The 25,099-nt window shown below is 38.2% G+C and carries 19 protein-coding genes; 18 read left to right on the top strand and 1 reads right to left on the bottom strand.

What is annotated here, in order from left to right:
• The first annotated feature begins 312 nt into the window (after positions 1–312).
• The 5 genes from U9M98_03650 (at position 313) to U9M98_03630 (ending at position 11,964) form a co-directional block, all read left to right on the top strand.
• On the top strand, positions 313–3,531 hold the full coding sequence (locus U9M98_03650) for a helicase-related protein (GenBank protein MEA2020776.1): 3,219 nt from the start codon (positions 313–315) through the stop codon (positions 3,529–3,531).
• Positions 3,528–6,992, top strand: a complete 3,465-nt coding sequence (locus U9M98_03645; protein MEA2020775.1) for a TaqI-like C-terminal specificity domain-containing protein — start codon at positions 3,528–3,530, stop codon at positions 6,990–6,992. The genes U9M98_03650 and U9M98_03645 overlap by 4 nt, the downstream gene beginning before the upstream one ends.
• A 107-nt stretch (positions 6,993–7,099) precedes the next feature.
• Complete coding sequence (locus tag U9M98_03640; GenBank protein MEA2020774.1) at positions 7,100–7,657, top strand: hypothetical protein; 558 nt, start codon at positions 7,100–7,102, stop codon at positions 7,655–7,657.
• Positions 7,658–7,922: 265 nt separating this feature from the next.
• Positions 7,923–10,877, top strand: a complete 2,955-nt coding sequence (locus U9M98_03635) for a hypothetical protein (GenBank protein ID MEA2020773.1) — start codon at positions 7,923–7,925, stop codon at positions 10,875–10,877.
• A 94-nt stretch (positions 10,878–10,971) separates the two neighbouring features.
• On the top strand, positions 10,972–11,964 hold the full coding sequence (locus U9M98_03630) for a hypothetical protein (GenBank protein MEA2020772.1): 993 nt from the start codon (positions 10,972–10,974) through the stop codon (positions 11,962–11,964).
• Between the two features lie 4 nt (positions 11,965–11,968).
• Here U9M98_03630 and U9M98_03625 read toward each other — a convergent pair whose 3' ends face one another.
• Positions 11,969–12,193 carry a helix-turn-helix transcriptional regulator gene (locus U9M98_03625; GenBank protein MEA2020771.1) on the bottom strand — a complete coding sequence of 75 codons (225 nt, stop codon included), beginning with the start codon at positions 12,191–12,193 and terminating at the stop codon, positions 11,969–11,971.
• Positions 12,194–12,404: 211 nt separating this feature from the next.
• Between U9M98_03625 and U9M98_03620 the strand changes: the two genes are divergently transcribed.
• From U9M98_03620 to U9M98_03560, 13 genes are all read left to right on the top strand, one after another.
• Positions 12,405–13,361, top strand: coding sequence for a hypothetical protein (locus tag U9M98_03620; protein MEA2020770.1), 957 nt, complete (start codon positions 12,405–12,407; stop codon positions 13,359–13,361).
• A 178-nt stretch (positions 13,362–13,539) separates the two neighbouring features.
• Positions 13,540–14,664 carry a type I restriction enzyme HsdR N-terminal domain-containing protein gene (locus U9M98_03615; protein ID MEA2020769.1) on the top strand — a complete coding sequence of 375 codons (1,125 nt, stop codon included), beginning with the start codon at positions 13,540–13,542 and terminating at the stop codon, positions 14,662–14,664.
• Between the two features lies 1 nt (position 14,665).
• A complete protein-coding gene (locus tag U9M98_03610; protein ID MEA2020768.1) occupies positions 14,666–15,745 on the top strand; it encodes a hypothetical protein in 1,080 nt (359 codons plus the stop codon).
• Positions 15,746–15,762: 17 nt separating this feature from the next.
• Entirely contained in the window at positions 15,763–16,854 is a 1,092-nt protein-coding gene (locus tag U9M98_03605) for a hypothetical protein (protein MEA2020767.1), read from the top strand.
• A gap of 12 nt (positions 16,855–16,866) precedes the next feature.
• Positions 16,867–17,514 carry a hypothetical protein gene (locus U9M98_03600; protein MEA2020766.1) on the top strand — a complete coding sequence of 216 codons (648 nt, stop codon included), beginning with the start codon at positions 16,867–16,869 and terminating at the stop codon, positions 17,512–17,514.
• A gap of 46 nt (positions 17,515–17,560) precedes the next feature.
• The gene (locus U9M98_03595) at positions 17,561–18,472 is read left to right on the top strand and encodes a DUF4238 domain-containing protein (protein MEA2020765.1); all 912 of its coding nucleotides are present in this window, start codon (positions 17,561–17,563) and stop codon (positions 18,470–18,472) included.
• 450 nt (positions 18,473–18,922) lie between these two features.
• A complete protein-coding gene (locus tag U9M98_03590) occupies positions 18,923–19,591 on the top strand; it encodes a response regulator transcription factor (protein ID MEA2020764.1) in 669 nt (222 codons plus the stop codon).
• Between the two features lie 104 nt (positions 19,592–19,695).
• Positions 19,696–20,094 carry a hypothetical protein gene (locus tag U9M98_03585; protein ID MEA2020763.1) on the top strand — a complete coding sequence of 133 codons (399 nt, stop codon included), beginning with the start codon at positions 19,696–19,698 and terminating at the stop codon, positions 20,092–20,094.
• A gap of 10 nt (positions 20,095–20,104) precedes the next feature.
• Entirely contained in the window at positions 20,105–20,821 is a 717-nt protein-coding gene (locus U9M98_03580) for a DUF72 domain-containing protein (protein ID MEA2020762.1), read from the top strand.
• A gap of 1 nt (position 20,822) precedes the next feature.
• Entirely contained in the window at positions 20,823–21,599 is a 777-nt protein-coding gene (locus U9M98_03575; protein ID MEA2020761.1) for a DNA-formamidopyrimidine glycosylase family protein, read from the top strand.
• A 73-nt stretch (positions 21,600–21,672) separates the two neighbouring features.
• Positions 21,673–22,494 (top strand): aldo/keto reductase, encoded by an 822-nt coding sequence (locus U9M98_03570; protein MEA2020760.1) that lies wholly within the window; start codon positions 21,673–21,675, stop codon positions 22,492–22,494.
• 280 nt (positions 22,495–22,774) lie between these two features.
• The gene (gene polX / locus U9M98_03565; GenBank protein ID MEA2020759.1) at positions 22,775–24,499 is read left to right on the top strand and encodes a DNA polymerase/3'-5' exonuclease PolX; all 1,725 of its coding nucleotides are present in this window, start codon (positions 22,775–22,777) and stop codon (positions 24,497–24,499) included.
• 3 nt (positions 24,500–24,502) lie between these two features.
• The coding region (locus U9M98_03560; protein ID MEA2020758.1) for an NAD-dependent DNA ligase LigA at positions 24,503–25,099 on the top strand (597 nt) is incomplete at its 3' end.

Raw genomic sequence — 25,099 nt, 5'->3', positions numbered from 1 at the left:
CTTGAAGATATCTATAAACATGTTAGAGTTCTGTTTCGAATCCCGATTCGCTTCCTAGCGGTATCGGGATGAGAAACCAAAAGAAGCGGAAAATTTCTATTTTGATTTCTCCCCCTGAACCACAAGTGGTTCAGGGCTCGAAAAGGGAAATAGATTTATCTTCGAGACTCTCAGGATGTTATTTTTAAGTCGCAACCCGTAACCAAAGTAATAATTCAGGATTTAACCACACTTTTTGCAGGAGAGCCATTCGCCTAAGGAAACTTAAAGGACTTTGTTAAAACCTTATATTTATAGTAAAATGTATCTATTGTGGCGAAGCCTTCCAACACTGGTAAAAACACAGACCTAACATTTATAACCAACGAGGGCGAGAGGAATCTGCTAGAAAGATTTAAAGTCCTCATTAAAGATACAGAGTTTTTTGATGTTTTGGTTGGGTATTTCTATACTAGCGGGTTCCACGCAATTTACAAATCCTTGGAAGACACAGAAAAGATCCGCATTCTCATCGGTATTAGTACTAACCCCGAAACTGCGCTGCTCATCCAGGAAGCCTCACAACTTGAATTTCAATATTCCCATCCCGAAGCCAAAAAACACTTCTCTAATCTTCTTGCCCAGGAAATGGAGCAATCTCCGGATGACCCAGAAATAGAAGAAGGTGTCCGTAAATTCATTGAATGGGCAGCGAAGGGCAAACTAGAAATTAAAGCCTACCCAACAGAAAATCTTCACGCTAAGCTTTATATAATGACATTCAAGAAGGGCGATCGTGATGTGGGGCGGGTAATCACAGGATCAAGCAACTTCACAAAAAGTGGTTTTGCTGACAACTTGGAGTTCAATGTGGAGCTAAAAAAATCAAGTGATTACAATTTTGCAAAAGATAAATTTGAGGAGCTTTGGAAACACGCTGTCGATGTAAGTGATAAGTATGTCGAGACGATACAAAAACGTACATGGCTTAACAATACAATTAAACCTTACGAGCTTTACCTAAAGTTTCTTTACGAATACTTCAAGAGCGATCTTAGTCAACAGGAAGATTTATTCTTTAAGTACACACCTCCAGACTTCAAAAAACTGGAGTACCAAAAACAAGCAGTGTTGAATGCAAAAAAGATCCTAGACTCCTACGGCGGGGTTTTTATTGCCGATGTTGTTGGGCTTGGCAAGACATATGTTGCAGCAATGCTCGCCCAGCAACTAGAAGGTAGAAACCTTGTTTTAGCGCCTCCAACACTTCTAAAAGAAGCAAATCCTGGTTCGTGGAAAAATGTTTTTAAAGATTTCAACGAGGCAGCAACTTTCAAATCAATTGGCAAACTGGAAAGGCTAGCCCTTAAAGGTACAGGTGAATACAAAAACGTTTTCATTGACGAATCGCACCGTTTCCGAAACGAAAGCACACAAACCTACGAATATCTAGCTCAGATTTGCCGGGGAAAAAGAGTAATTCTTGTGACCGCAACACCGCTTAACAACAGACCGCAGGATATTCTTAGCCAGATTAAACTTTTTCAAAAATCACGTAAAAGCACCATTCCCGGGACACCAAATTTGGTAAGATTTTTCTCAAGCCTAGAAGGTCGCCTTAAAGGTTTGGATCGCAAAGAAGATTACGAGAAATATATTGATACTGTCCAACAAAACGGGCGTGAAATTCGGGAAAGAGTACTTAAATATTTAATGGTGCGGCGTACTCGTCATGAGGTACAAAAATATTACGGCGAAGACTTAGAGAAACAAAATTTCAAATTTCCGGATGTAGCGGAGCCAGAACAGATCTTCTACCAGCTAAACAGTCAAGAGGACAAAATATTCAGTAGAACCGTGGAATTAATTGCTCAAGAATTTAATTACGCTCGCTACATGCCAATGCTTTATTACGAGGGAGAGGACAAGGATTTCGAGGAGCAGGGTCAAAAAAACATGGGCCGGTTTATGAAAATACTTCTCATTAAAAGACTAGAGAGCAGTTTCTATGCATTTCGGAAGTCTCTTGAGCGATTTATTTATTCCTATGAGCAATTCTTAGAAGCTTATAAGGATGGTGAAGTTTACGTTAGCAAAAAATATATCAATAAAATTTTTGAGCTTCTGGAAAATGACGACGATGCAGAAATACAAAGGCTTATTGACAAAGACAAAGCCAAAAGATATAGCAGTAAGGATTTTGACCCGGCTCTAAAAGAAAAATTGGAAGCAGATTTGGAAATTCTAAACCAAATCCAAACCATGTGGCGAAAGGTAAACCGTGATCCCAAACTAGAAGAGTTTATTGAATTACTTAAATCTAATCAATTGCTTAGTGAAAACAAACTAATTGTCTTCTCGGAATCCAAAGAAACAGCAGAGTACCTGGAAAAGAACCTTAGCCAAGTATTCCCAGAAAAAGTTCTGCTTTTTACTGGGGGTTCCAGCGCCAGTGTTCGGGAAAAAGTTATTGAAAATTTTGATGCCCGTGCCCGCTATCCTAAAGACAATTACCGGATTTTAATCAGTACCGAAGTTCTCTCTGAAGGTGTGAACCTACACCGTTCCAATGTAGTTATAAATTACGATATTCCTTGGAACCCCACCCGCCTAATGCAGAGGGCCGGGCGCATTAACCGCGTCGATACAACGTTTGAAAAGATTTATACTTACAGTTTCTTTCCCACCAGCCAGGCAAACACAGAAATTAAGCTAAAAGAAGCCGCTGAGTACAAAATCCAAATGTTTATTGAGATGCTTGGTAACGATGCGCGCCTGTTAACCGAAGGGGAGGAAATAAAATCCCACGACCTATTTGAGCAGTTGAGCCGCAAGGAAACTATTACCGGTGAAGACCAAGAAGAGGAAAGCGAATTAAAATATCTAGAAACAATCCGTGATATTCGCGATGATGACCCCGATCTCTTTGAAAAGGTAAAGCGGTTGCCTAAAAAAGCAAGGACAGCAAGGAAAATGGAAACAAGAGAGATAGACGCACTTCTATCTTTTATGCGCAAAGGTCGCTTAGAGAAGTTCTATTTAACAGACCAAGCAGAAACCCAAGAATTGGATTTCTTCCAAGCCGCCAATATATTGGAAATTGATCCTAAAACACCGCGAGAAAATGTTGGTGAGCATTATTATGACTACCTAGCTCGGAATAAAGAGGAATTCCGGTTTGCGACAACAGAAGAAGCAATAGAGTTAGCTAAGAAAAAAGGTGGAAGAGACAGCGCAACCAAAGTCATGCAAATTCTAAGCTCCAAACCAATAAAGCAGTACAAAGGTTTTACAGAGGAAGATGAACAATACATTCGTGATACGGTCCGTCTTTTGCAAGAAGGCGGCTTGCCCAAACAGACCACAAAAACATTGGCTAGAGAACTTGACGAAGAGCTAAAAAATAGTGGTATTGATCCTTTGAAACTTTTGGCAGTGCTAAGAAAAAACATTGCCCCCGAATTCTTTAAAGAAACTTTAGCCGAAAGCAGCGCCCAAACAGCCGGGCCGCGGGAAGTAATCCTTTCCGAATATTTAGTTAGTAGTGAATGAAAAAAGAATCAGCAAAACAATTAGTAACAGAAACCTTCGACAGCTCCTTTGAAAAGGAGAAATTCACCTATTTTATTAAAAACCTCTTCAAGTCCATTGATCCTGCTACTTTTACCTATCGCGGAAACACTATCCGCAAATCCTATCAGGAATACATCAAAACTTTAACCAGAGTTGGTAAGTACCCCGATCCAAAAGGCAACAAACTAGATATCCTTATTGTACAACTGCAAAAAGAAACTTCACTAGAAAGAGCGCGGACAATGCAACGTAACTTTGTTGCTTGGTACCTTAGCAGCAGTCGTAGTTATGCCAAAGACGCGGCAGTGGTTGCTTTCGTTGCTCCGAACCAAGAAGATTGGCGTTTTTCTTTAGTTAAAATGGAGTACGATTTGGATCAAACTAGCGAAGGTAACGTTAAAATAAAAAAGGAGCTAACTCCGGCAAGGCGGTGGTCTTTTCTGGTTGGCGAACACGAAAATACACATACTGCTAGAAAACAACTTCTGCCTCTCCTAACAAGCGAAGAAAAACCTAGCCTTACAGACTTGGAAGACGCTTTTGACATTGAAGTTGTTACCAAGGAATTCTTTGAAAAATACCGCAAACTTTACCATAAGGTTAAAGATGCTTTAGACAAAGTTTCAAAAGAAAATGAGGCGGTAAAAAAAGACTTTGAAGATAAAAATGTAGATACGGTAGATTTCGCCAAAAAGTTGCTTGGCCAAATTGTTTTCCTTTACTTTCTACAAAAGAAGGGTTGGTTTGGAGTATCCCGTGATGCAGATTGGGGTACGGGACCAAAAGATTTCCTCCGCCGTTTATTTGAGGGTAAGCTCGCCGATTACGATAACTTTTTTAACGATATATTGGAACCGCTCTTCTACGAAGCCCTAGCTGTGGAACGGCCGGATGATTACTACAGCCGCTTTAACTGCAAAATTCCTTTCCTGAACGGAGGTTTGTTTGACCCTATTTTTGATTATGATTGGGTGCACACCGATATAAATTTATCCAACGAGTTATTTTCCAACAAAGAGGAAACAAAAGAAGGAGATATAGGCACAGGGATTTTAGATATCTTTGACCGTTATAACTTTACAGTTAAAGAAGACGAGCCTCTAGAAAAGGAAGTAGCAATTGACCCCGAAATGTTGGGGAAAGTATTTGAAAATCTGTTAGAAGTGGAGGATAGAAAATCTAAAGGAACTTACTACACCCCGCGGGAAATTGTTCACTATATGTGCCAAGAAAGCTTAATCAACTACTTGGCAACGGAACTTGCCGAAGAATTGGGAAGCGTTAAAGAGGACGAACTAAAAGAAGCTGTTCGCGTGTTGGTGGAACACGGAGAATCATTGATAGAGCACGAAAAACAGGTGGAAAAGCAGAACGAAGAAACGGAAACCTATACCTCCAAAATGCCAAAACTCGTTAAGGAAAATGCAGATTTCATTGACGAAAAGTTAGCAGAGATAAAAGTGTGTGACCCTGCTGTTGGTTCCGGTGCTTTTCCTGTAGGTATGATGAAGGAAATTGTTAGCGCCCGCCGTGCCCTCACTCCTTTTATTGATGATGGAGACCGCACTACCTACGAATTTAAACGACATGCAATCCAAAACTCCCTTTACGGTGTGGATATTGACCCTGGTGCAGTAGAAATTGCCAAACTCCGTCTTTGGCTTTCCCTAATTGTAGATGAAGAAAGCCGTCACAATATCCGCGCTCTTCCTAATTTGGACTACAAAATCATGCAGGGCAATAGTCTTCTTAGTGAGTACGAGGGGGTTAAGCTCGATATTGATGGTGAGGACGAACCAGAACAAGGAAAATTTGAAGTGGTAAAAACAGAAACGGAAAAATTAACTGACCGATTGCAAGAGCTAAGAAATAAGTTCTTCAAAGCAAAACACAAATCTGAAAAGGACAAGCTAAAAAAACAAATTGAGGATTTAACCTGGGACTTGATAGAAACAGCGCTCAAAGAAAAAGGGAAAGAAAACAAGTTGGAAGAGATAAAAGAATTCAAAAAATCCAACACTAGACCATTCTTTCTCTGGCACATCAACTTTTCTGAAGTTTTTGAAGACCGGGGTGGGTTCGATATTGTCATTGGTAACCCACCTTACCTGCGAATTCAAGGTATTAAAAAATCGACACCCGAATTGACAGATATATACAAAAACAAATATGAAACAGCGACTGGTTCTTATGATTTATATGTATTATTTACAGAAAAAGGTTTTATGCTACTCAATAGACAAGGTGTATTAAACTACATAATGCCCCACAAATGGATTAACTCTCGGTTTGGAAGAGGCCTAAGGGAATTTACACTTCGAGAAGGTTCCGTCAAAAAGCTTATTTCGTTTGGTTCCAATCAAGTTTTCAACGTTTCAAATTATACCTCTCTAATTTGGATTTCTCCAAAACCCTTTGAAGAAATCAAATACAAAGAGATTAAGGAAGCTCTACCTAAAGCTGAAAATATAGGAAAGGCCCTTAACAATCTGAAGGAGAATCAGTTTTCTGTTATTGATAATAAATGGCTAAAAAAGGAAGCCTGGATACTCACAGGGAAAGATGCAATAAAAGTAATAAAAAAAATTAATATACAACCCTTGAGTGTAGGTGCTGTATTCGCCAGAGTTTCTCAGGGAATTGCATCCGGTAAAGAATCGGTATTCTTCTTGGAAGACTGTACAGTTAAAAACCAAGAAACTACAGGATTTTCTGCGGAATTACAGTCAAGAGTGACAATCGAAAGAGCACTACTAAAACCTATTTTGAAAGGAAAAGATGTCGACAAATACAAGCCGTTGGAAGCCTCTCACTATACTATCTTTCCATATCATTTTGAAAAGGGTAAAACGAGGGGGGTAACTGAAAAGTTTTTAAAAACAAGATTTCCGTTAGGCTATTCCTACTTGAAAAAAAACGAAACAGTACTACGAGCGAGAGAGAATAGACGATTTGATAATAACAAAGAGTGGTTTCTCTATAGTAGAAAGCAGGGTATCACGGATATAGAACGTCCAAAAATAATAACACCGGAAATATCTTTGGGAACTAGTATGTCTTTCGATTCCAAAGGCAAATATTATCACAACACAAAGTGTTATAGCCTAGTCAAGAAGAATAATATCCAACATAGTTATCTTGGATTATTAGGGATTCTCAATTCCAAACTCCTCTGGTTCTTTATTAAGACCACTGGGTACGTTCTTAGAGGGGGGTACTATACTTTCTCATCAAAATACCTTGAGCCTTTTCCCTTGCCACAATTAGATAGACAGACCGCAAAAAAAATTGAACCTTTGGTTGACAAAATTATCAAAAAGAAAAAACAAAACTCCAACTCAAATACTAAAGATTTAGAAACTCAAATTGACCAGTTAGTTTACAAACTCTACAACCTAACACCGGAGGAAATTGGAATTGTGGAAGGGAGTACAAATTGACCAATTTTACTAAACAGGAAGAAATCGAATTCCTTAAAGGCTACGTTAAATTATCCCCTAAAGCAAGGATACTAGAGTTAGAGGCCCTGTGGGATAAGGCAGTAGATATGGAACCCTGTAACGAAAGGGCGCTACTGTACCTTCTCGCAATAGAAGCCTTCTTTATGCAACAGGAAACACTTTACAAATTTCTAAAAGCGACTAAATCCGCTGCAGATGGAAAGAATTACTTGAGCACGCTTATAAACACGAAGTTTAATCCAGAACAAGATACGGCAAGAATATCCAAAGCGGAAGATTTAGGTATTCAGTTCCCGACAGAGTTAGAAAAACCGGAAAAGGAAAGAATCGAGAAAGGAATTAATAATATAATCAAAACCTGCAAAGATTTGGTAGAACCAAACGAAAATTTATCCCCTCTCTACTATGTACTCAAACATGGTTTTCTTATTTACGAAGTAGACGGAGGTTTACAACCGTTAATGCATAGTGAAAAAAATAAAAGATTTTTTGAGTATCTCAACAACCAAACCACGGGTGAGCAAGAAAACGCCCTTCAGAAAAACGATTTCAGCCACTTGATCGATTTAACCCGGAGATTGGCCTACGCGATACAAGATATTATAGCAATCCGATTAATACAACTTGGAGTAACAACTTTGTAGAAGATTTATTAGATGGGAAAACACGAAGAACAAATCGATTAATTAATTTACAAACTATACAACCTCTCACCGGAGGAAATTAAGATTATAGAGAGCAGCAAAGATGAATAAATACTATTTAGGTAAGCAATGGAGTTTTCTCAAATTTAGCGAACTAGGGGAGGAGGATTTTAATCGATTGTGTTTACGCCTCCTACGTTCTGAGATATCACCTGACGTTCAACCTACTAATAAAGTAGGAAGGGATAATAAGTGCGATGCTTTTTTGATAGCAGGTGAAAATAAATACGATTGGGAGGGGATTTGGTGGTTTCAGTTTAAATACAGAGATCATGGGAGAAACGACAATAATAAACTCAAGAGCAAGTTTAAAAGTGAATTATTAAAAGAATTAGATGGGGTTATCAAAAAGAAACCTTTGCCTAAAAACTACATCCTAATCACACCTGTTGAATTAAGCGGCAAGGATTGGACTGAGTGGTACCATGAAAACATATTAGAAAATTACACACCTCACATTCCGCGAATCAGAGTTTGGGATTTCTCAAAGATTAATAGCCTACTAGATCAATATACGGCTGTTAAATATGATTTCGAGCAGTTACTTGCGGGAGGACAACTACCAACAGCTCCCATAGGAGTCCTTGGGCAACCACGTCATATTTTGACAGACAAAAACGTTTTCTTTCATGAGAAACTCTCATTTTTACTCAAGTTTATTAAGAATAAAGGTGGAGTCGTTAGCAAGAAAGAGAAAAAGATAACCTTACACATCATTAAAGATGATAGAAAACTAGCTTGGCATTTTCTGAGAAATTTATCGAAGCTAAACAAGGCAGAATGGTTTCCAAGAATAAAGGAGAATGTGATTAGATCGATTGTGGAGCAAGATGAAGATGGTACTGTTAAATTCCAGCTTCTTAACTACTTTGAAACATGCGCGCCCGAATATTCAGACGAGATTTTGCCTCTTATCGTAGAACTCGAAAAAAATACAAAGAACTACAACATCTTATCCAGTTTAGTCAAATCGCTTGGCAAGATGCAACCTAAGGACAAGCAAAATATCGAATTGCTATGGGAGATTTTTTCACGTGTGGCGGAGCACCAACATCCTTGGGTTAGGCGGGAAGTTCCAAAAGCTGTACTAACCTTTGTTGATGTGAATATCGCCAAAGTCTTAGAGATACTTAAAAAAGTATTTCTCTATGCGCCACCTCAGCAGGATGTTACTCAGGGTGGTCCTACCCTCGCTTTAACCTTTCAAGGCAGAGACAATGAAAATTGGGTTTTTGAAGAAACAATAAAGGCTTTAAGCGAGTTGTTGAATAACTCCGCATACGCTGATAAAGCAATCGACTTAGCAATCGAGGTAGAGCTAATGGCCCTGGAATCAGAATATGGTAATCATTCTGATGAGCTTAGAATAATTCGCGATTATTCTTATATCTGGCTTGCTGATAAATCATTTGAAAATTTAGAATACAATCACAACAGAAAAGAACGAATAGCACTGGAGATTGAAAAAGCATTAGATAAGCTTTCTAAATCAAATAAGAAGCGAGCTTCCCAAATTATTGAAAAATTACTTAATGCAAATTATGAAGTCTTTTACTTGATCTCTTTTAGAACTTTACAAAAGCACACACTAAAGCTTAATAGCGATACAAGATCAGATTTAGATATAATCTCCAAAGAACTCGAGTTAAAAGAAAAAGTCGAAAGACCTCCTATTGTAGCGTCTTCGTGGGAGGAACCAACGTCGAAACCGACCGTCAAGGAGTTACAAAGCGAGTGCAATAGTGAACTGGTACAACGGATGATTGACCATACATCAGGAGAAGTATCCGAACCTTACGATTTAAGCTCAGCCTTTGCCGATTTAATAACTCAAGACCCAAACAGACTTAAAGAATTACTTTCAGAGATGAGAGGTAAAAAAATTGATCCACATTTTGCAAGCGGAATGGTAAAAGCGTACATACAAGAAAAACCGAAGGATATTACCGGAATCAGTGGATTATTACCATTATTATCATCAGAAGACATATGGGCAAGGATGGAACTCGCTAGACATTTTGACGGTATTTGCCAGAAACCAGATATACAAGATTATGAAGATGCTACGCTCGGAAAAATCAAAGAATCCCTACTTAGTTTATCTAAAGATTCCGACCCAGTACACGATAGAGCAATACAATCTAATGGTTATCGACCAGACGATGCTATAATTAAAGGGATTAATTCCGTTCGAGGTAAGGCAACCGAGGCCCTTGTTGCTTTTTACCATTATTTCCCTGAGGATAGCGAAATTGCCGCAAGGTTGGAGGAATTAGCAAAAGATACTACAAACGCTGTAAAGGCGACTCTTATTTATAACCTTAAATACTTAATTGGTAAAGATTACTCTCTATGCAAAAGAATTATTAATAATTTTAAAGATGCTAGAATTGCAGAGATCGATTTCCCTCTTATTCAGTTCTTCGCCAACTTAGACTGTAAGAAGTTTATTGAACAACAAAGTTTTATAAAGTCCTTGTTTGAGAACGAAGATGAGAAAATTAACGAAAATCTTGGTGAGTTAATAGCGTACAAATATGCTAGTTGCTGTGAAATACAGGACTTGGTTGACGAAGTTGTAGGAGGAAGAAAAGGAACCCAGACTACACAACACTCTTTGGCATTTGTTTTTGAATCGCAATTACCAAGTATGATAAAGGACGATAAAGGAACTAAGGTTGCGCGATATCTCAAAGAGCTCCTTAAACCTCAAAATAGCTTTGAAGTTGTTGAACGGGCTTCTTTTCTGTTTGAAAGAGATGAAATTAAACCAAAGCACTTTAAGTTCTTAGACGAAAATGGATTAGTTGCACAATTAATTAAGAACACAAAGAACGTGCCTGCACAATCTCATTTAATAAATTATTTTTCAAGATGTATTGAAGTTGATGTTGAAAAAGAACGATGCCTCGAAATACTTAACAACCAGGTAGCGGAAGTAGAACCATTGCTAAGCGATTCCCTGATAGCTAAAAAGATAGCCAATATAGTAGAAAAGCTAATGGAAAGCGATTTGGACACCGTCTCCAGAGAATATTTAATAAATATATTTGATAAAGGTTTAGAACGTGGTTGGGATGAATTTTATTCGCTATATTTTGAATACGAAGATTTCTGGTACGGAACCGCAGAGAATACAAGTAATTATAATAATTTGTAATCTTATTATTCTAAGGGCAATGAGCAAAATCCCGCAGTAACTTCTTAAAACGTTCTCAAGCCGCCCCAGAATTCTGTGTGATAGAATAGTTTTAATGGAATTAACAACAAAGAAAATATTCTTAATCTCTCTAATTATTCCCGCCGTTGTCGGCGGGTTTTTGTTTCGGGAGAGTTTAAAGAGCTTTCTAGTAGATACTATCTATTACGAAAATATAAATCCAAAAGCGGGTGCATTGCATCTAGAAAAGAAGTACCGCAAAAATTACATTGGCGCGGAGGAAGCTTCACAGGATGCTGATTTTGCAATTGTAAATATGGTCAGCAAATTACAGAACCTTACGGAAGTGCAAGGATATATAGATGATTTTATTACCCATATGGATGAAAGAAACTCGGCATACAAAGAGATGCTAAGAATCGGTAAAGAGCAGAAAAAACTCAAACTGGCAAAAGAATACTCCGAATTCCTTGAACGGCGGAAAAGAGCCGACGAAAAGGATTACGAAGCTTTCCAAGCCTACAGAAACGGTATGGAGCCAACATTCCGGGGAATGATGGAGATCTTCAAGTTTTTTAATATTCGAGCTGAGCTTATGAGTAATTTGTTAGCTATTGTTGGTGGCGGACCTGTGGAAACTATATCCGAAAAATTTGCTTCCTACGCAATGACGCGCGCTAATTTGATTACGCAGTTCAATACTATTGAAGTTTTATACAACAACGGAACTTACGAGGAAGAATTGTTCCAGAAAATAAAAGAAAACAAGGAAAACCTTCTGACGCTGGACACAATTATTGCCGATTTGAAAGAAGCGGATCCGGAGAAAATCCAAAGCAAAACTGATGAGCATATGGAAATCTTAGAATCCCTTCTGGAACAAAAATCTGGTATTGAAGAAGGAATGTTTGCCTGGTCAAAAACAAACCGGGAAACCTTTGGAGAAGAACAGGATAGGTTACACAAAGAAGCTCGCAGTTTATATCAGGAAGCTTATAATTATGCAGAAAACAACGATTTAGTTATTCTAAAAGCATGGCCAGATAAACTTCCAGGCGACTTCTCGATTGAAGAAACTACGAATTAGAGACTTAAACGGTAGAAGGATAAAGCTTATCAACCTCAACTTCCAAACCTTTTGCTACTTTAAATAGTGTGTAGGAGGATGGAGTTCTCTTGGCAGTTTCAATTAAGTTAATGTAAGTTCTGTAGAAACCGCACTTATGCGAGAGCTCATCCTGAGTCAAGCCTCTTTCCTGCCTCAATTCCCTAATATTATCACCTACAATCTGTGTGAATCTTTTCTTGCTAAGCATAATTTTATTGTTAGCTAATTCGCACAATAGTAAAACGCACAGGTAGTAAGTATTTGCTTTACAATTGTTGTTCTGTAAGCTAGGATGTAATTGCTAGCCCGTTAGTAACTTAGAGATTACACAATCTAATTGGTAGGGCTCCCGTTTTATAACAAAGGCAGCAGAAAAGCGAAGCTTAAAGGGCGCTTTGGAAACTTAGTTTATAATCAAAATGAAAATACTCAAACGCGAAAAGAATAACAAAAAATGGGAAGCTTACAACCAGCGTGGATACAGGAACGAGGCTGAATTGCAAGAAATAATTTACGAAGACCCTAGTATTATTCCCATTCACGAAATAAGTGAGGATAGAAAGGAAATAAAAGTTGCAATTAAAGAATTTGGTCTACCGGGAGCGGGTTCCTCGGATATTATTGGTATTGATGAGGATGGAAAAATAACAATAATTGAAGCTAAACTCGCCGCTAACGCCGAAATAAGAAGAAAAGTAATTGGGCAAATTCTAGATTACGCAGCTTTTCTTTGGAAAAAAACTTATGAGCAATTTGACGCTATGGTTGAAGAAAAGAAAGGGAACCCACTCTTGGACTTAATGGCGGATTTAATAGAAGATGAAGAGTGGTCCGAGGAAGAATTCCGCAAAGCGATTGGTAATAATTTATATAACGGTGATTTCTCACTTTTCATTCTGGTAGACGATGTAGATGACAGCCTAAAAAGAATATTGGAATTCATAAATTCCAGTAGTTTCTCTGGACCTCAAATCTATGCCCTTGCCGCACGATATTTTAAAGATTCAGAAGATAGCGAATTTTTAGTTCCTCAAATTCATGGCGTAAACATTAAACAAACAGAAGCGCGTGAAGAACAACCCTCGAAAAGGAAAAAATGGGATAAGGATAGCTTCTTTAACGAACTAGCAAAAAATATTAATTCAGATGCTTTTTCTTTATCAAAGAAGTTGTTTAAAGGCGTGGAAAGCCTGGGTGAAATAAGCTTTGGTACGGGAGCAGTGACTGGTTCTTACACACTAAAGTTCCCGTATAAAGATGATTTAGTAACAATTATGCACGGGTGGTCGGATGGAAGAGTCGAAGCCGTAAGCGGTTATTTTTATTACGATGACAACTTATCTAATTTGGCCAAAAATATGGCCGGAAGGTGTTAGATAAAATTAAAACCGCGGAGTTTAAACAAAGCAAAAGTTGGGATTACGTCAATGTAGATATTGAGACCTTAAAAGAGGAGGATATTGAGACTTTGATTTGTCTATACCAAGAAATAAAAAAAGAACTAATTTAATACATAAGTTCTAAGCCCCACGGTCAGAAAGTTCAAAATCTAAAATGAAGCCTGAATTAAGCCGCAGAGTTGGAAAATTAATGATGGTCGAGCCTATTCTTGGTCTTGGCATGGAAAGTAGAAAAGACTTTGTTGATTCTGTTGCGAACGCCAGTAAATTTTCAGAATTGCCACAAGAGCATCAGAAATTAATTACACAGGCAGAAGCGAATCTCAACAAGGGAGCAGATCTAATTGAATATTTACGCAACCTTAAAGTGAGCCAAGACATTGTTACCGCTCAGCGCGGATCGGAAGAGAATGTAAAGATTAAGTTTGTTTTACCGCTATTAAGATTCTTAGGCTACGACACTTCAAAAGATCTCTTTTTTGAGCTCAACCAGGCTGATGTTGTGGTCTTGGGAAAGGATAGTAAACCCCTCTTAATTGTAGAAGTAAAATCCTGGGAGGAGCCCGTCGAGAAATACTTAGATCAATGTCTGGAATATACGTTGAAGCTTGAAACCCCTTGGGTATTAATTACCTCTGGCCGAACTTCCAAACTTTATTCTGCACTTATTAATCCCAAAGATTTGAAAAAAACTAAACCCTTAATTCAGTTTAACTTCAATGAATTAGAATCCCAAAGGGGAAGAGAAATTCTTAAAGAGTTAGAGAGTCTTTTGTCCAAGGAAAATCTAAACAATAGCTCTAATAAGCTGGAAAAAATTAGTGCTAATCGTATTGGGACTAATTTAAAAACAGCGTGGGGAAAATTCCAAACCGCCACTGACAATTATAAAAGCGTAACTAAAACCTACAGAATAACAGAGAAGGAATTCGATAAATTGGCACATAACCACGACGATAACGTAAGAGAAGCCTTGCTCTATCTCAAAGCATTTATTAAAGATCTCGCAAAGAAATACAATAATCTTTACGTTAGATACCGGAGCAAAGAACTCGGGATAGAATATTTAGATACCAGTAACCCAAGACCTAAAAAGCTTGGCCTGTTTGGAATATATCCGGAGGGCGCGCACATTGCTTTTGGTTTTGTTAATTTTGAAAAACTGGGATTAAATGAGGGAACAATAAAAAAACTCGACGACTTTTCAAGGACTATTGAGAATATAGAGCAAGCTAAAGAGCTAGAAAAACTAATTCTAAATTGCTTTAGTGAACTATAAAATGTCTATTGTTATAACTAAGAACGGAAAAAACGCTGTAATTACTGAAAGTAAAAGTTTTGGCAAAGAAAGCAAATTGCAGGAATATATTTATGAAAATCCCGAAAGTATTCCTTTGTACGAAATAAAAGAAGATATTCGTCTATTGATTCTTGCTAGGGAGTTTAATACCACTAGCGGTCCAATTGATGCTGTAGGTATTGATAAAGAAGGCGAGATTTATTTAATTGAAACAAAACTTTATAAAAATACCGATAAGCGCAAAGTAGTTGCGCAAGTACTTGATTACGGAGCTGCTCTTTGGGCTCACTTCCGAAATCGCGAGGATTTCCTGAACGAACTTGCAAATCACGTTACAAAGGACTTGAATGAACCTCTTCACACTCGTATTCGTAATTTCTACGGACTTTCTGAGGAGGATACAACTACGGTTTTGGACACTGTGGGACAGAATATTATAGATGGGAACTATCGATTTGTTGTTTTGATGGATGCATTAGACAATCGGTTAAAGGACCTTATTTTGTTTGTCAATCAGAATAGCGAATTTACTATTTACGCCGTGGAATTGGAATATTACAAACATGAAGAGTTTGAAATTATTATCCCCAAACTTTTTGGAAGTGAGGTAAAAAAGGACATCGGTAAATCTCGCCGCCATACAAAGATCCCAAGCGATGACGAGTTTATTACTGCCTACAAGGGTCGCTCGGAACAAGGAAAAGTTAAAGATCTTCTGGCCCTTTACAACCAATTAGCATCAGGCAAATGTATAATTGATCAACTGGAAGTCAAGAAGACCCCTAAGTTTGTCTATTTTCAATTTGAATTTGAGTCGGAAAACAAAGTGCAATTTAATTTAGGAATCGAGCCGGATTATGAAGGTGGCGGGTTGCAGTGTTGGTGCAGTAAGGAATTGGAACAGAAAATTAAAAAGTTAATTAAAGATAAGTTTTCTAATACCGAGGTTCTTGATGATTTACAAACATCGTATGGAAAAGTAACGAAAACACCTCTATCCGACTACTCAACAGATAAATTTAAAGTGCTACTTGAAAATATTACCTATATTGAAAACTAAATTATTTTCCCACACAGATGGAAAAATATTTAAAATTGCCACAACATTACGAAGATAAATACGATCTTCAAACCATAGAAATTTGTATTCAATGGGTACAAACCCTCCAAGAAAAGCTTTCCGAACTGAAAGAAGAATCAACAAGTCAGGATATTAAAAAAGATAAGCTGGAAACAGATTGGTCCAGAATGACTAACTTAGTTATCCACTCCGTAAAGTTGGAAAGGTTTAAGAACAGGCAAGAAACACTGGATCTTTGGATTTCGGAAGATAAGGCCAAACAGGATCATTTTGATAATGCTACCCCCGCCGAACTCTACTGCCCTGAGTGCGATGTTCTGATGAAGCCGACGCTCAAAACACTTCAGGACCTTGCAAACAAACCCCTAAAAGTACTATTTCTCCACGAATGTCCTAAATGCAATTACCGAGAAGGTTATTTTGATAATGGCCAGAAGTACGAAAGCACACCAGAAATCTGTGAAAAATGCGAGAACGAAATAAAAGTAAGTATCACGACAGATGAAAAAGAAGATAAAACGATTTGGAAGTACGCGTGTAGCGGTTGTGATTACAATAAATCCGAGGTTGAAGATCACCACAAATGGCAAGCAGAACGGGAACAAGAGGAGAAGAGAGGTAAAGAATTACTTGCAAAATACAGATCAGAGTTTTGCTTTACAGAGGAAGAAGGGAACGAAGCAGTTGTGCACATGACGCAAGTTGCGAATTTCATGGAAAGCGTTAAAGAACAAGAGAAGAAAGAAGCAGATCCCGCTTACCAAAAAGCAAAACAACTCGAAAAGCTAACAGTTGTCGAATTACATGAACTTCTTGGTAAAGCTCTGGCCAAAGAGCAGTTTATTAACCTCCAACTCGAAAGACCAGAAATAGGAAAATACGTCGTTGTTCCCTTCACTGCCCAGGAGGCTAATCCCAATCGCGAGGAGTATGATAGTAGAAATCAGCTGAAAAAGCTTGTTAAAATAACCCTAGATGGTACGAATTGGAAATTAATGAGTGACGGAGTGTCTTACAGGGTTGGGTATTTGAGCGGGCGGTTGAGGTGTTATGAAACAGAAGAAGATTTAGTAAAAATCGTAAAGTGACGGAGACAAAATATGTGTAAACAGGAAAAGCTGATTTATATAGAGAATTACTTAAAGACATACTTCGACGAAATGATTCTTGAGGACCTAAAAAAGATGAGGGGAAGTGATTTGTGCTTTACTATACCGTATATTCTTTTGGTAAGTGCGGGTATAGACTTTCTCGGCGGCTTAGAAAAAGGTTTTTATAAAATTAATAAAAGAGGTGAAAAAATAGGCAATAGCTCAGAGAGATCGAGGTCCTTTATAAAAAACTGGATGGGGAGAGTTAATACATTGTACGGAGAACAATGGGTGGCTAAAGTTATTTACGGCGCGGTTAGGTGTGGAGCTGTTCATCAAGCGATTTTCAAAAAAGGAGTTGAAGCTTACTCCGGAGTTGATTTTCAAGATAAACATCTGTATGTCAGGATTAATCCAACTAGTAAAGAGCGGGTTTTTATACACGCCTTGCAGTTTGCGGATGATTTTATAAAAGCTCAAAAGATTTTTAGGGAAGAATATATTAAGAAAGATATTGATGATGTTCATAGAAGATTAGCTGAACTGCTAAAAGGAGAAATGGCAAACTTACCTGATTTAATAGAAAGTTTGAAAAAGAAAGGATTTGTGTTTAGTGATGAAGTCGTTCCAAGTCCTTCATCTGCTCCGGAAGAATAAAAGAATGAAGCAATTTAATCTATCAGGAATAAGGGGTTAGTTATTCATGACGAACAAACCCAGCAAAAAACATCACTATCTCCCCCGACATTACCTCAAAGGCTTTACTAATAGCGGTGGTACTTTCTTTGTTTACGATAAGCGAAATAGGAGTATTTTCGAAACTACTCCTGATGCTGTATTCTTTGAAAATAACCTCAATACTGTAAGTTTTCCCGGAGGAAAAAAGTCAGACTTTTTGGAAAGTGCATATACACATGTTGAAAGTGAGTCGTGGGCCACGTTCGACAAAATCAGGAAGTCATCCAGCATTACCGAAATCGACCTCTTGGACAAGATGAGCCTTTTCTTCTTTATACTCTGCCTACATTGGAGATTACCGACCAATATTGGAGCTGTAGAAAATCTTTCAAGCATCGCTTTTAATAAGGACCATACGCTTAACTACTTTTCTGTAGTTAACAAAAATGGTAAAAAGGCACCTGAAGAGATCTTGAGTGCAATAAAAAATTCCCAAGCTTTCAAAAAATCGTTGAAACTCGTACTACCCTTTGCGCCATTTTATGGAGACAATTCTTGGGATGACAGTATCGGAAGATGGCGTTTCCTTTATCCCGCGGACGGTAAGAGCTGGTACATTGTGGGTGATAACCCAATAGTAACCAGAGGTATCGACGACCGCGACCCTCTTAAATGTCTAAAAGAGTTTGTTTTTCCAGTTTCGGGCGAGGTGCTACTTGTCAATACGAATCCCCCAATTGATCAAGGATTTCCGCCAGAACTAGCAATGGAGTTTAATATGGCAATTATCGAAAGAGCGGAAAGATTCGTTGCTAGCCCACGCAGGGATTGGCTAGAAGCTTTGGTCACGTACTATAAATTTTACGAGAGTTTCGATAAAACCGATACTATAATCCCTAATTTTTTTGAAGGGTTTCACTCTGGTGTTTTCCGGTAGATAGGGTGTACCAAACTACATCAGGTAATTTTAGGACTCCCTTTTTTATACTGTCTCATTTGTCTCGTTTCGCCCCAGAGGGTAAAATAGGTTCTAGACCAATCTGCTCAACCATGAACCACGTTCTGCCATGACACTCATCGAAGTTCGTAGCAAGCCACCTCGTGTGGCGTAGCCATAACCCTTACATGGTTCATGCCCTAAATCCCATGTGGTTTAGGGCAGCTTGCAACATTTAGGTGCGCTGAGCGCACCAACCACCCCACTTCGCTCCCACCAGCTGGCGGAGCTTTGCGGAGCAAGCTTTCCTTCGCCAAAACTTCTTAAAGCTTTTAAACAAGACCCTGTGGTATAATTCTTTACAACTATGTATAGGCTGGATCTAGAACTTCCTACAATGCCAAATTGCTACCCTAACCCCAATTCAAATTACAGCGCCCTTAAATAAAAATGACCAAAGTTTTTCTTATTGAAAAAGACAAAGACTTACAAGAATATCTAAGTGACGTTCTCTCTGAGAATGGGTATCAAGTGCAGGTAGCAAAACAAGGAAGTGAAGCTCTTAACCAAATTGAAAACCAACAACCAGATTTAGTACTCATTGATCTTGAGCTAGACGACATTAAGGGTGAAGAAGTCTGCCTAAGTATAAAAAGAAAAAAACCAGACTTACCTATAATCCTTATTCTTAAGGAGCAAGAAGCCGAAAAAATAATTGAAAAGTTCAAATGTGGTGCTAACGACTTTGTCCTCAAACCAATAAACACAAAGGACTTACTGCTTCGAATCAATGCAAGGCTTACACCACAAGAAACAATTACAGGAAAACTGCAAGTAGGAAATCTTACCTTAGACAAAAAGACACATGAGGTAAAAAGAGGTGAAAAAGAAATAGAGCTTACACCACGAGAATTTAAGTTACTTCAATTATTAATGGAACACGAAGAACAAGTTCTAAGCCGTGAGTTTATACTCAATCGTATCTGGTCTTATCCACAAGATGTGGAAAGCAGGGTAGTCGATGTTTACGTTGGCTATTTAAGAGATAAAATTGATAAGGGTTTTGACAAAAAACTGATTCACACTATTCGTGGGTTTGGGTATAAAATAAAAGAATAAGCTTTTACATTTTTCTTACCTAGTCTTAAAATTACTTTGAAAGCACCCTGATAGTGTCAAATTTAGCATCTAGTAAAACTAAATCCAGAAAGGGGGTGAATTAAATGTCAGCACTAGTAAACCCATTTGTGAGCGCATCACAGCAGTTTGTTTCCCAATTAGGCATTATTGTGCCAAAAATCTTAGTTGCAATAATAATTTGGCTTATTGGTTCGTACGCAATCAATCTACTTGCCCGCATAATTAAGAAAATTAATATAAGGGGTACTTCCTGGGATAGTAAAATCATTGATTTCGCTATCCAAATAGTAAAGCCGCTGGGAAAGTTTATTCTTATTCTAGTAATTATGGATTACTTGCAAATTGCAAGCCAAGTTGTAGGCGCAATAGCACAAGGATTATCTCTAACTATTGCATTGGCCTTGGGAATATCATTTGGGAAAGCACTTGAGGATGATGCAAAAAACATTGTCGAGTGGAGTAAGAATAAATTCCAAGCGTAACCATTAACCCATGATTAAAGTTGGAACATCAGGGTGGCTTTATAGCCACTGGAGGGGTTCTTTTTATCCCAAAAGCATAAAAGAAAAAAATTACCTCCCTTATTACGCTAGTCACTTTGACTCAGTAGAAGTTAACAATACTTTCTATAACCTTTCCCCCAAAAAAATAGTCAGAAGCTGGAAAGGAAGTTCTCCTCCCGATTTCCTCTTTTCCATAAAAGCTAACCGTTATATTACCCATATGAAGAATCTTCTAGAACCGGAAAAAACTGTTTCTAACATGCTTGAAAATATTAAATTACTAGAAGATAAGCTAGGACCAATTCTTTTTCAACTACCACCACAATGGCATGTAGACAAAGAACGCCTAGAAAAATTCATTAAAGTTCTACCAAGCAAATACAGCTTCGCATTCGAGTTCCGAGACAAAAGTTGGTACCAAAATGAAATATACGATTTGCTAGAAAAAGGGGGGCTTGCTTTTTGCATTCACGATCACCGCGACGCACCCTCTCCAACAAAGATTACTAGTGATTTTGTCTACATCCGCTTTCACGGACCGGATGGCTTCTATAGAAGCAAGTACAAGACAAGCACCTTAAACAAATGGAGCAGACGCATAAAAAACTGGGATGCAACAGACCTAGATGTATATGCATACTTTAACAATGATGCACACGCCTACGCTATAGAAAATGCTAAAACTTTAAAAACCCTACTTGATTAAAATGCCAGAATTACCCGATGTTGAACATTTTCGGCGCAAGTTCGAAGAAACTTCCCTAGATAAAACTATCCAAAAAGTGGAGGTTAAAGGTAAACAAATGCTCAAAAACATTTCTTTCAAGGATCTACAACATCAATTGGAAGGATCGCATTTTGTAAATACAAGGCGCTACGGAAAATTCCTTTTTTGCAAAACCTCAAAAGATACATGGTTGGTAGCCCATTTTGGAATGACAGGTAATGTAGTACATTTCAAAAAAGATAAAAAGCTGCCAAAATACGCAAAACTTATATTTTATTTTCCTCATTCAGCAACAGCTCTCACATCGATAAGAAAATTGGGCGAGTTCTCAATTACAAATGATCCAGATCAGTATATACAAGAAAGGGGGTTTGGACCCGATGCTTTGCACACTGACTTTGAAAGCTTTTACAACAAAGTAAAAGATCGCACTGCAATGATTAAATCAATTTTTATGAATCAGCACATAATTTCCGGAATAGGAAATGTTTATGCGGACGAAATATGTTACCGCTTAAAGTTACATCCCAAAACCAAAGTAACTAAATTTGGTCAGGAGGAGTGGAAAAAAATCTACGAGACTATGCAACATACTTTGCAAAAGGGTATAACTAACAAAATTGATAGCTCCTGGCTCGCACAACACCGTGAGGACGATGCAGAATGCCCCCAATGCCGAGGCAAGGTAAAAAGAATTGTTATTGGAAGCAGAGGAACCTACTTTTGCCCCTCTTGTCAAAACCGCACATTAAATTAGGTACGCTTACATTACTTTTTTCTTACATTACTTTCATACATTTTTAACTTCTTATAAATATACTAAATTCACTATGGAAATACCAACAAAAAAACTTAATCCTAAGACAGAAATACCAATGCTAGGCCTAGGTACTTGGAAATTAAGAAAAGATAGGGGCAAAAGAGCAGTAGAAGCAGCACTTCAACTTGGCTACAAGCACGTCGATACAGCAGACGCTTACAACAACCACCAAGTAATTTCCGATGTAATTAATAAAAGTAGCATTAAAAGAGAACAGCTTTTTATAACATCCAAAATATGGCGAACAGACCTAGAAAAAACTGCTGTTGTCAAAGCAGGAAACAGAACCTTAAAAGAGCTAAATACAGACTACTTAGACCTTCTCCTTATTCACTGGCCGAACAGCACCATTCCCATTGAAGAAACGTTAAACGGTATGCAAACTTTAAAAGTGCAGAGGAAAGTGCGCGCAATTGGAGTGTCCAATTTTACAATTTCCCACTTAAAGGAAGCGCTGAAAACAGGTATAAAAATCACCAATAACCAGGTAGAATATCACCCCTCCTTCACTCAGCAAGAACTCCAAACTTTCTGCGAGGAGCACAACATAATAATTACCGCCTATTCTCCCCTTGGTCAGGGACAAGACCTAAGAATTCAAGTTATACAAGACCTAGCGAAAAAATATAAGCAAACTCCAGCCCAAATTATTACAAACTGGCATATTCAAGAGGGGAGAGTAGTCATTCCCCGCTCAGCAGAACCCGACCATCTTCGAGAAAATATTGAAAGTTTAAACTTTGAGCTTGAAAGAAAAGATATTGAGAAAATAAATCAAATCCCAAGGGGGAGAAGACTAATTGCCCCACCATTCCACGAATTCTTTGAATAAACTCTAAACCCACTGGTCTCGGAATACCTCTTATATTAACGTACTAGTACGTTGATATGCATAATCATTCATTTCTTTTACAAAAGCTACCAAGCTATCAAAGGTATTACCTTTGCGAGGTACCATTCTGATAATTAATAATGAGGTTGTGTAAAGTCATTACACAATGGTGTGATGAGGTCAAACAGGTTATAGTGCAATTTTTAAAGGGGGAACTTTCTCTTTCAAACCCCTTCTCAGTAGAATACTTTTTTAACTCTTGCTAACATATAAATAACCAATGCCAGTGTATAACAGTGAAGTTGCAAATATCTTAGAAGAAGTTGCAGACATTTTGGACATCCAAGGAGCCAACCAGTTTCGGATCCGAGCATACCGCAACGCGGCCCGAAAAGTACGTAATCTTTCCCGTAGCTTGGAAGATATGGTTAATAAGGGAAAAGATCTAACGGAAATTGAAGGAGTAGGGAAAGATATGGCCAATAAGCTGGAAGAAATTGCAAGAACCGGCAAGCTGAAACAGCTGGAAGAATTAAAAGGAGAGTTCCCCGAAGCTTTAACTACACTACTTAGCATCGAGGGTTTGGGTCCAGAAAGAGTAGGGGACTTGCACCAAGAGTTAGGAATCGAAACTACCAAAGACCTTGAAAAAGCACTAGAAGAAGGGAAGGTGCAAGAGCTCCACGGCTTTGGCGAAAAAATAACTGCCAAAATCAAAAAAGCACTGGAAGAGGGACCAGGAGAAGAAAAGAGAACAAAACTAAAAGTTGCTGAACAATATGTAGAACCCCTTGTCCAATATCTCAAAAAAGATCCCAACACAAAAGACGTGGTAGTTGCCGGTAGTTACCGCAGAAAGAAAGAAACGGTAGGGGATATTGACATACTTACCACAGGTAAAAAAGGAGAAGGAATTATCCACCGCTTTACAGAATTTGAAGATATTGGCGAAATAGTTTCCGAGGGAGAAACCAAATCTACTGTAAAACTTCGCACAGGGATACAGGTCGATTTGCGAGTAGTGGCAGAAGAAAGTTATGGCGCAGCACTCATGTACTTTACTGGTTCCAAAGCTCATAATATAAAATTAAGGAACCTAGCATTAAAAGAAAGACTAAAGCTTAATGAATACGGAGTTTTTAGAGGAGAAGAAAGTGTTGCCGGAGAAACAGAAGAAGAAATCTACAAACTGTTTAACCTTCCCTACATTCCTCCTGAAATACGAGAAGACCGCGGGGAAGTAGAAGCAGCAAAGGAAGGAAACCTCCCTAACCTGGTCAAGCTAGATGATATACGCGGCGATCTCCAGATACATACCAAAAACAGTGATGGAGAAGAACCTATAGAAACCATGGTCAAGAAGTGCAAAAAATTAGGGTACGAGTACATTGCTATCACCGACCACTCTGCGTACATGGGAATAACCCAAGGACTAGATAAAGAAGGAGTAGAAGAGCAGATTAAACAGATTAAAAAAATAAACAAAAAACTCGACGGTATTACCATTCTTTCCAGCATTGAAGTAGATATTATGGAAGATGGTTCCCTAGATTTACCAAACAACACTTTAAAAAAACTGGACATTGTAACTTGCTCTATCCACTCTAAATTCAACTTACCTCCCAAAGAGCAAACTCAAAGAATTTTAAATGCTATGGATAACCCTTACTTTCATATTTTCGGTCACCCAACAGGAAGAGTAATTGGTGGCAGGAGTGGTTATGAATATGATATGGAAAAGGTTTTCAAAAAGGCAAAGGAAAAAAACTGTTTTCTAGAAATAAACGCCCAACCAGACCGGCTAGATTTAGATGATGCTTATGCAAAAATGGCTAAAGAACTAGGGGTCAAAATGACTATTTCTAGTGATGCACATAGCTTAGAAGAACTAGATTTCCTAAAATACGGGATCAATCAAGCCCGTCGCGGTTGGTTAGAACCCCACGATGTTTTAAATACCTACCCTCTAACAGAACTTCAAAACCTACTGCAAAAAGAAGGCTAAACTATGGAAAAACCAAAAAATCTAGAACTAAAACCAAAAATCAATGTGAGCGCGATTCAAACAGAAAGAAAAGCTAAATCAGCAATACAAAAGCTCCGGCATGCTATCCGTTACCACAATTACCGTTACTATATAAAAAACGACCCTGTTATTTCTGATTCTGAGTATGACAAACTTCTCAAAACGTTGCAGGAATTAGAGGAAAAGTGGCCCAAGCTGCAAAGCCCAACTTCACCGACCAAAAAAGTAGGAGGCGCGCCAGTAAACGAGCTAGAAACAGTAAGGCACCCTTACCCTATGTTAAGTCTAAAAGCTACCCGCAAGAGTGATGATATCCACAATTTTGATAAAACTTGCCGCAGAGAACTAGAAAAAAAGAAAATTAACTACACAGCAGAACCAAAATACGACGGATTAGCAATAGAAATCATTTACAAAAACGGGCATCTTGTGAGGGCTGCAACTCGTGGTAATGGTGAGCAAGGAGATAATGTTACAGAAAACATAAAAACTGTTAGTGAGGTTCCTTTAAGATTAATCAAAAACAGTAACAAGGAAATTCCAAATAACCTAGTAGTCCATGGCGAAGTATATATTAGA

It is taken from the genome of Patescibacteria group bacterium (assembly GCA_034659915.1).
In the GTDB taxonomy this organism is placed as follows: Bacteria; Patescibacteriota; WWE3; order JAUXAW01; family JAYEID01; genus JAYEID01.
The sequence above is the reverse complement of the archived record's forward strand: the minus strand, read 5'-3'. Positions and strand labels throughout refer to the sequence as shown.